Genomic DNA, 12,311 nt, shown 5'->3' on the forward strand with positions numbered 1-12,311 from the left:
ACCGAAATTTCGGTAGCCCAAATTTTAAATTTTACTCTCCAAATTTAGCTAAAAAATAGCAAATTTACCATTATTATGATTATTGCAAGAGGGGCGATAAATCTTAGTGAAAAATACCAAATCTCAAACGCACCCTTGCCCATATCCTCGCTAAAAAACTCTGCCAAAAGGGATTTTTTCATCACAAATCCGACGAAAATCGCCGAACTTAGCGCGCCAAGAGGAAGCATGATATTTGAGGTCAAAAAGTCTAAAATATCGAAAAATCCCTTGCCAAAAAATGTAAAACTCTCGCCAAATTCCGCGTTCATTGATAGCGTGCAGCACACTCCTAGCGCGCCTACGACTATGCCTGATAGCCCACACGCTCTACTTCTAGAAATGCCAAAATGATTGACAAGATACAAGATAAATGGCTCTATCATTGAAACTGCGCTCGTAATCCCAGCAAAAAACAGCGACACAAAAAACAAAATCGCTAAAATTTGCCCCATAAAGCCAAGCTTAGCAAACATTGTGGTAAGCGATACAAACACTAGTCCTGCACCCTGAGATGGGCTAGCGTTAAATTCGAAGATAAATGTAAATACGATTAGCCCCATCATTAGCCCGATTGCGATATTGATAAATACGATATTTACGCAACTTTTCACTAGCTTTACACCCTCTCCAAGGCTAGCAGCATACGCAGCGATACAGCCAATTCCGATACAAAGGGTAAAAAGTGAAAGTCCAAGCGCGTCTAGGACGCTAGCGACGGTGATTTTGGAAAAATCAGGCGTGAATAAAAACTTCACCGCCTCGCCAAACCCGTCCATAAAAACCGCATATCCTAGCATTAAAAGCAAAAGTACGAAAAGCAGGGGCATCATTATCAAATTTAGCTTTTCTATGCCGCTTTTGATTCCGCGCGATACCACAAAAAGTGTCAGCGCAAGCCCTAGCGCATAAAATGCAAGGCTTGAAAATAGCGAGTGCGAAATCACGCCCCCAAAAAGTGCGCCAGCCTCATCTACTGAGGCAGGAAGCGCGCTAAAACCGATGAAAATGTATCTCATAACCCAGCCAAGGATTACGAGATAAAATGACAAAACAAAAATTCCGCCCACTATGAAAATTCCAGCGAATTTCCACTTTTCGCCATTTTTGGGGTCTAGATATCTATACGCGCTAGGCAAATCGGCTCTGCTAATGCGCCCAATCGCCATTTCAGCTAAAAATAGGCTAAATCCAATCCCGAGTGTAAGCACGAGGTATAAAAGCACAAATGCGCTTCCGCCGTTGCTACCGACTAGGGTTGGAAACTTCCACGCATTTCCAAGCCCCACAGCACCGCCAGCGACCGCTAAAACAAAGCCGATTTTGCTAAATTTATCGTTCATAATTTTTCTTTAAATTTCAAATTTGACTATCCAAAATTTACAATTCCAAGCTCTCTTAGCGCGATTACAAAAATCGCAAGCGGAGATACCACGCGAAGTAGGACATAATACCAAATCTTAAAGCCCAAATCTCCCATATACGGCGAAAGTAGGGCATAAACGCCGTCTTTTTTGATGACATATCCTACGAAAATGACAATGATTAATCCGCCAAGTGGCATTAAAATTTTAGATGTCAAATAATCCAGCGCGTCGAAAAACGGCTGTCCTGCGATGACGAAATACTCGCTTGTCGCGCCATAGTATCCCAAAATGCAGGCAATTCCTAGCACATAGGTAAATACAAAAACCGCCACGCAAGCTTTCGCGCGAGAAAATGCGCGGGATTTGACTAGGTAATAAACAGCTGGTTCAATCATCGAAATCGCTGAGGTAATGGCGGCGAAAAGTAGGGTTAGGAAAAATGCAAACGCCAAAATATGCCCGATAAAGCCAAGTTTGCTAAATAGCACGGCAAGGGAAACGAAAATCAGCCCTGGTCCTGATTGTGCTGGATCGCCGTTAAATTCGAAAATAAATGTGAAAACAACAAGACCCATCATAACGCCAATCATTACATTGATTAAAACGATATTAATGCTCGAAGTTAGGATATTGGTGCGCTCTGGTAGGCTTGCAGCGTATGTCAAAATCGTAGTTACGCCAAGGCTAAGTGTGAAAAACGCTAATCCTAGCGCGTCAAGCACGCTTTGTGAATTTAGCGCGCTAAAATCAGGCAAAAGCAAGAATTTGGCGCTTTGTGCGAATCCGTCGAAGCTAGCCGAATACAAAACCATAAGCACAAGCAGGATAAAAAGGCTAGGCATCATCCAGATATTTAATCTCTCAATTCCGTTTTTGATACCCTTTGAGACGATCAAAAAGCACACAAGCGACATTATCGTAAAGCAGATAATCGCTACGAGTGGCGAATTTGAAATCAAAGCGTTAAACATCGCACCGCTATCGTCTAAATTTTGAGGCAACGAAAAAATCGATGTGGCTGTGTATTTTAAGATCCAGCCCATTACGACGCTGTAAAATGAGTAAATCAAAAGCGCAGTAATCATCAAAAATCCAGCCTTGCTCCAAAGCTCTTTGTTGCTAGGGGCAAGTCTTCGGTAGCTATCGACTGGATCGCTCTCGCCAAGGCGACCTATGGTGATTTCGCCGATAAAAATGACAAAACTTACCAAAAATGTGAGCAAAAGATAGAGCAAAATAAATGCGCTACCGCCGTTTTGACCTACGAGTGTGGGGAATTTCCAAGCGTTTCCAAGTCCCACGGCTGAGCCTGCGACCGCCAAGATAAAACCAATGCGTGTGAATTTGTCGTTCATACTTTTCCTTTTGGTAAAAAATTTGCCAATTTTATCAGAATTTAGCTTACATTAAGCCTTTTAAATTTAAATATATTTGCAAATTTTGGCTAAAATCACGCGTTATAAAATTTAATCAAGGAAAATTTATGGAAGTAAAACTTTTGAATTTCACGCCACTTTGGGTATGTTCGAACGCCATAAGAACTTGCTGGCAAAGCTTCGAGCGGGGCGATAACGGCGGCGAAAAGGACTTAGCGCTAATCAACCGCGTAGGAAATGAAATGAAGCACTCATCTACGCTCGAACACATTTTTTATAATTTTTATATCAAGGGTATCTCGCGCGCGCTTTTACAAGAGTTAGCGAGGCATCGTATGGCAAGCCTGAGCGTGAAATCGACCCGCTACACGCTAAAAGAGCTAAGAAATGAGCCTGAGATCACAAGCGATAGTGCCGCAAAATACATCGTGCTAACAGGCAACGAGGCTGTCGATAGCGCAAGCATAAAAGCCCTAAATAATCTAAGGGAAATTTTAGGCGCAAACACTAGCCTAGATATCGCCAAATACTGCCTGCCAGAGTGCTATAAAACCGAGCTAGCGTGGAGCATAAATGCTAGAAGCCTGCAAAACTTCCTCTCTCTTCGTTCTAGCAAATCAGCACTTTGGGAGATACGCGCACTCGCAAATGCGCTCTTTGCAGCACTGCCAGAAGAGCATAAATTTATCTTCGAGCATTGTATGTATAAGGCAAATCCGCAAGAATTGTAAAATTTGTGTCATTGCAAAGAAATGCGAAGCATTTCAGTAAAAATAATTCAATGCTAAATTTGGGTTGAATTTTAATTTTAAATTTCCCTGGATTGCTTCGAAAACTTCGTTTTCTCGCAATGACATTTTATGTAAATTTAATCTCGGTCAGTATTTTAAAATACCGAATTTATCAAATTCACAAATTTAAACTCAAATTTGATAGTTTGGGTTTAAATTTGCAAAATTTTACCAACTGTTTATATTTATTATTTGTAGCCTTGCTTCTAGCTTGTCTAGCTCGATTTGAGCAACTGTTTCTCTACTCATTGTGTCTCCTTATTAGAAAATTTTTATTCTTTCAAGTTTTTTTATATCTTTATCCAAATTCAGATGAAAAATTGTGAAAAAATATTCTTTCAATAAATCATGGTCTTTTTGATTAAAAAAGCAAATTGTTGCACCAGCAGTTACAATTCTCCCGCCATCAATCCAACCTATATCAATTACAAATTTCTGTGAATATTCCCAAAAATTTGTAAGATTTTTATTTGATTTTTTATAAACCAACATACGAAATAAAACATCATACATAGTCGCTGAAAATACAACGAATATGCACACAAGCAAGCCTATAATAAAATCACTATCGAAAGTAAATAAAAAGCCAGTTATAGAAAAGATTAAAAATGGATAAATAAATACATTTTTTATTCTATTTATCGCATATAAAAATGATGAAAATTCCTTATTTCCGAGCAAACTATAAATTTTGTATATTTTCAAATCGGCATTATAATAAGTTGCTTTTGTATTAGAAAGCGATACACGGCGTTCTTTTGATAAGAAAATAATCAAATAATCAATCAATAAAAGCACTATAAATATCGTAAGCCAAATAAAAATTTTTTCCATTATATCGTTAAAATCTGCATAATTTTTTATTCCTAAAATAGCCATAAAAATTATCAAAGAAATAAGAAAAAATATAGAATTTAAAATATTATGAAAGGTAATTTCTCTGCTATAATCGCATAAAATCAATGGCTCTTTATCATAATCTCTCAAATTTCTGTTTTTGTTAAAAAAGTCGTTTTTAGAATTTAAATTTTCCAAAATTTAATCCTTTTTATAAAATTTTCGTCATTGCGAGATTTACGAAGTAAATCGAAGCAATCCAGCACGCCGTCAGGCGTTTTAAATTTTGCAATCTCTGGATTGCTTCGGCGATAAATCGCCTCGCAATGACAGCGAATTTAGCGTCTGTGAATTTTAAATTCGTAGATTGCTTCGTCGCTTCGCTCCTCGCAATGACAAATTAGGCAAAATTTGTATAAACTGTCATTGCGAGAATTTTGCGTCAGCAAAATTCGTGGCAATCTACGAGCAAAAATCACCAAAACACAAATTTTGTGTCATTGTGAGCCCCGCGCGGCAATCTATGAGTAAGAAATTTCGGAGCAGTATTTCCGCGAAATTTAAGTGGAATTTTACTCTAAATTTCAACTATCCAAATTTTCTTTTTTTCGCCTTAACGCCTCTTTGCGTTTTTCTTCCATTTTCACAGCTTCGTTGAGTGCGTCCTCGCCGTCGAATTCTGTCCCGCCAAGAAATTTAGAATAATCATCGAATTGATGATTTTTCAGCGCCCACAAAAGCCCGCCTAACACGCAAAATCCAAGTATTAGCGAAATCGTAACCATAGTCATTAGCACGGCGTTGCTCATAGTTTTATCCTTCTTAAAAGCATTGAGTTTGCGACCACGATTACCGAGCTTAGGCTCATCGAGAGTGCCGCAAACAGCGGAATTGCGTATCCCAAAAACGCAAGCGGAATCGTGATTAGGTTATAAAGTAGCGAAATAGCGATATTTTGGCGGATTTTACTGCCAGTTTTGCGCGCGATACGCATGGCGCGCACTAGGCTCGTCATATCGTCTTTGATAAGCACGATATCGCTTTTTTGCACGCTGAGATTCGCGCCATTTCCTAGGCAAATCCCAGCATGAGCGAGGCTAAGCGCGGCTGCGTCGTTTATCCCGTCGCCTACCATTACCACTTTTTTACCCATTTTAGCGAGATTTTGGATATAGCTAGCCTTTTCATCTGGCAAAATTTGCGCGCCAAATTTCACTATTTCTAGCTCGCGCGCTATCGCACTGACGGCGTTTTGGTGATCGCCGCTGATGATATGAAGCTCGTAACCTAAATCTTTTAGCGTTTTTATGGCCTCTTTGCTATCATCTTTAAGTGGCGCAAGAAGCCAAAATTTGGCTAAAATTTGCCTATTTTGCATGAAAAAATACTCGCTTAAATCCCCGCTAGCGACATTTGCGCCAAGCTCGCACATAAATTTCGCGCTTCCGCCATAAATTTCATTTTCGCCAAATTTCGCGCTAATGCCCTTGGCTGGGTGGTTTGTGATATTTTCTAAATTCGCAGGCGCAAATTTTGCAAATTCGCCCGAATTTAAAAATTCAAGCACGGCCTCGGAAATAGGGTGGTTTGAGCTTTGCACAAGCCCTTTTAGCGCGCCGATATCGCAGAGTGGCGAAATTTCGCTTTTTTTGACGATTAGCGCAGAGCTTGTGAGCGTGCCTGTTTTGTCAAAGACGATAGTATCGGCGTTGGAGAGGATTTCTAGCATTTTGGCCTCTTTGAAGATTATGCCATGCCTTAGCGCCACAGAGATCGCGCACAGCGTTGCAATCGGCGTGGCAAGGGCTAGGGCGCAAGGGCAGGCGATGATGATGACGCTAACGCTGATTAGTAGCGCGCTTGCAAAGCCTGCTTTGGCATACCAAAACACAAACGCCACAAACGCCACGGCTATGACAAAAATCGAAAAATAGCCTGAAATTTTATTAGCCAAAATTTCAAATTTTGGTTTTTTTAGATTTGCGTTTTCTAAAAGCTCGACGATTTTGCTAAGCAACGAGCCCTTAAAATCGGCGTTTGCGCGGTATTTTAGCGAGCCAGAGAGGCAGAGCGAGCCTGATTTGATTTCATCGTTTTTGCCTAGCGATACTGGGATACTCTCGCCCGAAATGCCCGAATAATCGAAACTTCCCTCACCGCTGCTTATCACGCCGTCGATTAGGACGCGATCGCCTTGGTTTATGAGAATTTCATCGCCGATTTGCACCTCGTTTGGAGATTTGTTTGCATAGCTTCCGTCAAAACTAAGTGTGCAAACCTCGCCAAGAAGCATATTTGAAAGCGAACTTAAATTTTCGCCAGCCCTTTTTTGGCTTAAAATTTGCAGATATTTTCCCGCAAAAACAAAGGTGATTATCATCGCTACGGATTCGAAATATACCTCGCCATTGCGCGAAAACATAACATAAAGCGAATAAATATAAATTACCAAAGCCCCAAGACCAACGAGCAAGTCCATATTTGGGGTGCGAGTTTTAAGCGCATAAAATGCACCCTTAAAAAATACTGCCCCAGTATAAAAAAGCACAGGCGTAGCTAGGATAAACTCGGCAAAGTGTAAAATATCCTTCGTGCCCTGCTCGATCCCCGTGAAATACCCGCCATACAGCGCGATTGAGATCCACATTATATTCATAACGCAAAAAATTCCAACCAAAAGCCTAGCGTAAAATTCCCTGCGTTTTGCCGTGTCTTTGGCGTTTTGGGTGTTTGTGTCATAAGGGTAGGCATCGTATCCAATCGAGCGGATTAAATTTAAAATTTCGGCTAAGGATATTTGCTCTTCGTCCCATACAATGCGCGCTTTGTGCGAGGCTGCGTTTAGGCTTACTTCGATTATGCCAGTGGCGTTATTTAGGATTTTTTCGTTTAGCCAGACACACGCCGAGCAGTGAATTGCGTCGATTAAAAGCGAAATTTGGTTAAATCCGTCTTTATCTTTGGTGACATAGTTTTTGTAAATACTGCTAGCTGGTCCCTGAATTTGGGCATTTTGTTTGGCTGGGCGCAGGGTATTTTTGCCAAGGCGCTCGTAAAATTCGCCCAAATTTTGCCCCTGCAAAAGATAATAGACATTTTTGCACCCATTACAGCAAAACTTATGCCCCGACTCATCGCTAAAAAGCTCCGCACTCTCAAACGAGCCGTGGCAGTGATCGCATTTTTCCATTGAATTTGTCCGTCCAAGAATTTCGCGCGATTATAGCATTTTTTTACATCCAATCAAGGATTTGCGAAATTTCCGTGGCGTGAAAAATTTTAAGCCCAAGGGAGTTTTGCGGTTTCATCGGCGAGATTATGTTTTTAAATTTTTGCAAACTAGCCTCTTTTATGCGCGCATCGAGGTTGAAAATTTCACGAATTTCGCCATTTAGGCTAACTTCGCCAATAAATGCGCTTTCTTTGCTAAGTGGGCGATTTTTAAAGCTACTTACGATTGCGGCGACTACGGCTAAATCGCAGGCGGTTTCGCTGATTTTGACCCCGCCGATGACATTTACGAAGACATCGTATCCGCCAAGACCGATTTCAAGTTTCCTATCCAAAAGCGCTAAAAGCATATCGAGGCGGTTTTTGTCATATCCTGTGGCAGAGCGTTTGGGATACGAGCTTTCGCAAACTAGGGCTTGGATTTCGACTACTAGGGCGCGTGAGCCCTCCATAGTCACGGTTATCGCTGAGCCTGAGGCAGGTTTGGTGCGAGTGAAAAATTTACTTGCGACATCCTTTGCGCTAATTAGCCCTTTTTCGCTCATTTCGAAAATTCCAACCTCGCTAGTAGAACCAAAACGATTTTTAAAACCACGCAAAATTCGAAGTTCCTTGCTCGCATCTCCTTCGAAATACAGCACTACATCGACCATGTGCTCTAAAATGCGCGGCCCTGCAATCGAGCCTTCTTTGGTGATATGCCCGATGATAAAAATGCTAATCCCGCGCTCTTTGGCAAGGCGCATTAGCTCAAATGTGATCTCACGCACCTGCGTAACCGAGCCTGGGGCTGATGAAATTTTGTCGCTATAAAGGGTTTGGATACTATCAATGATGACGCTTTTGTAGTTTTTGCTTGAAATTTCATCTAAAATCGTGTTTAAATTTATCTCAGTTAGCAAGAATAAATTTTTGTTGATTGCGCCTAGGCGGTCGGCTCGCATTTTGATTTGACTGGCACTTTCTTCGCCACTGACATAGAGTGCGGGCGAATTTGGGCTGGCTAAATTTGCAGCGATTTTGAGCAAAAGCGTAGATTTGCCTATGCCAGGACTTCCGCCAATTAGCACGAGTGAGCCCTCCACAAGCCCGCCACCTAAAACCAAATTTAACTCAGCGTCTTTGGTATCTATGCGCACGACATCTTCGATTTGGATTTCATCTATTGCTTTTGCGCCGCTCGCACCTTTTTTTTGCTCTAATTTTTCTATCTCTTTTAGGGTTTTAATCTGCTCGGCTTTTAGCTCCACGAAGCTATCCCATGCGCCACAATCAGGGCATTTGCCAAGCCATCTGGATTGTTGATTTCCGCAGTGTTGGCACTCGAAAAGTGTTGATTTTGATTTTGCCATTTTGTTTTACCTTGATAAATTTATTAAATTTCGCGCGATTATAGCAAAAATTTTTGCCTTAAATTTTTAGTAAAAATAAAATTTAAATGAAATTTAAATTAAATAATGAGAAAATGAACGATTAAATTTTTGATAAGGAGATTTCATGGACAGAAAGCTTACCAAAAAAGAGTTTTTTACCATTGCTTTAATGCTTTTTGCTATGTATTTTGGTGCTGGAAACTTCATTTTTCCGCCGATTGTGGGCAAAAACGCAGGCGATAACTTTTTCGTGGGAATTATGTTTTTTTGCTGTGCCGCGATTTTAATCCCAGTCCTTGGCGTCGCAGCTGTGGCTAAATCAAAGGGCTTGGCAAATTTAGTCGAGCGCGTAGATCCTGTGTTTGCGCTGATTTTTACAGTCGCATTGTATCTGACTATCGGACCGCTTTTTGCGATACCGCGTGCTGCAAATATGCCATTTGATATCGTCGTGCGCGAAAATGTCGCCGAAACATCGGTGCAAATGTGGCTTTTGATATATTCGGCTGCGTATTTTGCGCTAAATTTTGTTTTATGCTTAAATCCATCAAAACTCGTCGATTTGCTCGGACGCTACCTTACGCCTGTGCTTTTGATTTTGATTTTGGGACTTTTTGTATCGTCGTTTTTCACCCCTATGGGCGAATTTGTCGCTCCAAACGAAGCTTATAGAGATCACGCAGTCGCAAGTGGTTTCGTCGATGGATACCAGACTATGGACGCTTTGGCTTCACTAGCCTTTGGTATCATTATCGCAAATGCGATGAGAGCGCGCGGTGTTAGTGATGAGGGACATATCGTCGTATCTATGATAAAAGCGGGTATGTTTGCGGGTGCGCTTTTAGCCGTGATTTATCTGATGATTTCATATCTTGGTGCGAGTGCGGCTAGCCTTTTTCCTGATGTAACAAACGGCGCACAATACCTTAGCAAAATCAGCCACTATCTTTTTGGCAGTGTCGGCACAGCCTTGCTAGGGCTTGCATTTTTCCTAGCCTGCCTTACTACGACTTTGGGTTTGATTAGCTCATGTAGCCAGTATTTTGAAAACCTAGTAAAAGGTAAAATTCCATACAAAGCGTGGGTTGTGATACTTTGCTTTGTATCATTTGGTGTGGCAAATTTTGGACTTACAACGATTATTAGCGCGAGTATCCCCGTGCTAATCGCGATTTATCCAGCTGCGATTATGCTTATAATTTTATCGCTAATCGATCCGCTAATCGATACAAGCAAGTTAGTTTATAGGGCTTGCGTGTATGCGAGCTTCGCTGTGGGTATCGTAAATGGACTAGATGTCTTAAAAATCAAAATTCCAGGTATCACTAACTGGGTTAGTAGCTTTCCATTTTATGATGCTATGCTTGGCTGGATTGTGCCTAGCGTAGTGGCTTTTGTGATTAGTTTTTTGATACATATCCTTACGAAAAAATCATTTTAACCAAATTTAGGCTTGCGCGCGTTCGCAAGCCTTTTAAATTTTGCCTTAAATTTAACCAAATTCTTACAAAAATATAAAATTTAATCAAATTCTTTAAAAAATTCTTAGAATTTAATCTAAAAAATAATAAAATACCCAGTCATTTCATAATTAGGATTGAACATGGAGAAATTAAACGGTTCGCAGATGATTATCGAGGCGCTTCATCAAGAGGGCGTTGAGGTAGTATTTGGATATCCTGGTGGCGCTGCGCTAAACATATATGATGAAACATACAAACAGACATATTTTAAACATATTTTGGTGCGCCACGAGCAGGCTGCGACTATGGCGGCTGATGGATACGCGCGTGCTAGCGGAAAGGTCGGCGTAGCTATCGTAACAAGCGGTCCTGGTTTTACAAATGCAATCACAGGCCTTGCCACTGCGTATGCAGATTCTATCCCAATCGTGCTAATTAGCGGACAGGTTGCTGGTTCGCTTATCGGAACTGACGCATTTCAAGAGATTGATGCGGTTGGAATTTCAAGACCATGTGTCAAACACAATTTCCTAGTAAAAACCGTTGAAGAGCTTCCAATGGTGCTAAAACAAGCGTTTTATATCGCGCGCTCTGGCAGACCGGGTCCTGTGCATATCGATGTGCCAAAAGATGTTACGGCTAAACTTGGCGAGTTTATCTATCCAGATGAGATAAAAATGCAAACATATCGCCCGACTTACAAAGGCAACGCAAAACAGATAAAAAAAGTAGCTGAGCTAATAATGGCGGCCAAACGCCCGATAATTTATATCGGCGGTGGCGTGATTTTAAGCGAGGCTAGCGAGGAAGTAAGACAGCTAGCACATATCACGCAAATCCCAGTAGTAGAAACTCTAATGGCACTTGGTGCGATGAGAAGCGATGATGAGTTAAATTTGGGCTTAGTGGGAATGCATGGAAGCTACGCAGCCAATATGGCGCTTAGCGAAACTGACCTTATAATCTGCCTTGGAGCGAGATTTGATGATAGAGTAACTGGAAAACTCGAAGAATTCGCTAAAAACGCAAAAATAATCCATGTCGATATCGACCCAAGCTCGATTTCAAAAATCGTAAATGCGCATTTCCCAATCGTAGGCGATGTAAAATCGGTCTTAGCAGAGCTAAATCCTAGATTAAAGGACGAAGCAGAGCCTGCAAACTACGCCAAATGGCGCGAACAAATCAAAATTTATAAAGAAATTCACCCGCTAAAATACACAGATAGCGATGAGGTTTTAAAACCACAATGGGTAGTGCAAAAAACTGGCGAGATCGCAAGCGATGACGCTATCATCGTCACAGATGTCGGACAGCACCAAATGTGGGTAGCGCAGTTTTATCCATTTAACCGCCCTCGCACGCTTCTTACAAGTGGTGGGCTTGGCACTATGGGATATGGCTTGCCTGCTGCAATGGGAGCGAAAGCTTACGCTGGCGAGAAAAGACAGGTTATAAATTTCACAGGCGATGGCTCAATTTTAATGAATATCCAAGAGCTAATGACGCTTAGCGAAAATAATCTTGGTGTCGTAAATATCATACTTAATAACAACTTTTTGGGTATGGTTAGACAGTGGCAAAGTATGTTTTATGGTGCGAGATTTTCATCGACGGATCTTAGCAAACAGCCAGATTTCGTAAAACTCGTAGAGAGCTTTGGCGGGCTTGGATTTAGCGTTAGCACAAAAGCTGAGTTTGAAAGCGCGCTAAAAACTGCGCTTGAAAGCAATAAGGTTTGCTTTATCGAGGTTAAGGTCGATCGCTTCGAAAATGTTTTCCCAATGGTGCCAGCAGGTGGCGCGCTATATAATATGATATTTGAATAGGATTT

General features: G+C 41.3%; 9 protein-coding genes. 3 read left to right on the plus strand and 6 right to left on the minus strand.

What is annotated here, in order from left to right; genetic code table 11:
* Nucleotides 1-44: 44 nt before the first annotated feature.
* The gene (locus tag OFO10_RS03940; RefSeq protein ID WP_270866165.1) at nucleotides 45-1,382 is read right to left on the minus strand and encodes a sodium-dependent transporter; all 1,338 of its coding nucleotides are present in this window, start codon (nucleotides 1,380-1,382) and stop codon (nucleotides 45-47) included.
* Between the two features lie 26 nt (nucleotides 1,383-1,408).
* Nucleotides 1,409-2,761 (minus strand): sodium-dependent transporter, encoded by a 1,353-nt coding sequence (locus OFO10_RS03945; protein WP_270861850.1) that lies wholly within the window; start codon nucleotides 2,759-2,761, stop codon nucleotides 1,409-1,411.
* Between the two features lie 128 nt (nucleotides 2,762-2,889).
* On the opposite strand from OFO10_RS03945, the gene thyX reads away from it, so the two are divergent.
* Nucleotides 2,890-3,513, plus strand: a complete 624-nt coding sequence (gene thyX, locus OFO10_RS03950) for an FAD-dependent thymidylate synthase (protein WP_270866166.1) — start codon at nucleotides 2,890-2,892, stop codon at nucleotides 3,511-3,513.
* 321 nt (nucleotides 3,514-3,834) lie between these two features.
* Here thyX and OFO10_RS03955 read toward each other — a convergent pair whose 3' ends face one another.
* The 4 genes from OFO10_RS03955 to radA form a co-directional block, all read right to left on the minus strand.
* Entirely contained in the window at nucleotides 3,835-4,608 is a 774-nt protein-coding gene (locus OFO10_RS03955) for a hypothetical protein (RefSeq protein WP_270866167.1), read from the minus strand.
* A gap of 386 nt (nucleotides 4,609-4,994) precedes the next feature.
* Nucleotides 4,995-5,219: a cbb3-type cytochrome oxidase assembly protein CcoS gene (ccoS, locus tag OFO10_RS03960; protein WP_270859044.1), complete on the minus strand. Its 225-nt coding sequence runs from the start codon at nucleotides 5,217-5,219 to the stop codon at nucleotides 4,995-4,997.
* Nucleotides 5,216-7,600 (minus strand): heavy metal translocating P-type ATPase, encoded by a 2,385-nt coding sequence (locus OFO10_RS03965; RefSeq protein ID WP_270866168.1) that lies wholly within the window; start codon nucleotides 7,598-7,600, stop codon nucleotides 5,216-5,218. The genes ccoS and OFO10_RS03965 overlap by 4 nt, the downstream gene beginning before the upstream one ends.
* A gap of 43 nt (nucleotides 7,601-7,643) precedes the next feature.
* On the minus strand, nucleotides 7,644-8,993 hold the full coding sequence (gene radA, locus OFO10_RS03970) for a DNA repair protein RadA (protein ID WP_270866169.1): 1,350 nt from the start codon (nucleotides 8,991-8,993) through the stop codon (nucleotides 7,644-7,646).
* A gap of 145 nt (nucleotides 8,994-9,138) precedes the next feature.
* Between radA and brnQ the strand changes: the two genes are divergently transcribed.
* Both brnQ and OFO10_RS03980 read left to right on the plus strand, forming a co-directional pair.
* Entirely contained in the window at nucleotides 9,139-10,455 is a 1,317-nt protein-coding gene (gene brnQ, locus OFO10_RS03975) for a branched-chain amino acid transport system II carrier protein (protein ID WP_270866170.1), read from the plus strand.
* A 162-nt stretch (nucleotides 10,456-10,617) separates the two neighbouring features.
* Entirely contained in the window at nucleotides 10,618-12,306 is a 1,689-nt protein-coding gene (locus OFO10_RS03980) for an acetolactate synthase large subunit (protein ID WP_270861843.1), read from the plus strand.
* Nucleotides 12,307-12,311: the final 5 nt, after the last annotated feature.

Origin of the sequence: Campylobacter sp. VBCF_06 NA8 (assembly GCF_027737825.1) — a bacterium.
GTDB lineage: Bacteria > Campylobacterota > Campylobacteria > Campylobacterales > Campylobacteraceae > Campylobacter_B.

Bases quoted from the DNA above. Each gene is read 5' to 3' on its own strand.
- OFO10_RS03940 (WP_270866165.1), bottom strand. From the start codon at position 1,382: ATGAACGATAAATTTAGCAAAATCGGCTTTGTTTTAGCGGTCGCTGGC.
- OFO10_RS03945 (WP_270861850.1), bottom strand. From the start codon at position 2,761: ATGAACGACAAATTCACACGCATTGGTTTTATCTTGGCGGTCGCAGGC.
- thyX (WP_270866166.1), top strand. From the start codon at position 2,890: ATGGAAGTAAAACTTTTGAATTTCACGCCACTTTGGGTATGTTCGAAC.
- ccoS (WP_270859044.1), bottom strand. From the start codon at position 5,219: ATGAGCAACGCCGTGCTAATGACTATGGTTACGATTTCGCTAATACTT.
- OFO10_RS03965 (WP_270866168.1), bottom strand. From the start codon at position 7,600: ATGGAAAAATGCGATCACTGCCACGGCTCGTTTGAGAGTGCGGAGCTT.
- radA (WP_270866169.1), bottom strand. From the start codon at position 8,993: ATGGCAAAATCAAAATCAACACTTTTCGAGTGCCAACACTGCGGAAAT.
- brnQ (WP_270866170.1), top strand. From the start codon at position 9,139: ATGGACAGAAAGCTTACCAAAAAAGAGTTTTTTACCATTGCTTTAATG.
- OFO10_RS03980 (WP_270861843.1), top strand. From the start codon at position 10,618: ATGGAGAAATTAAACGGTTCGCAGATGATTATCGAGGCGCTTCATCAA.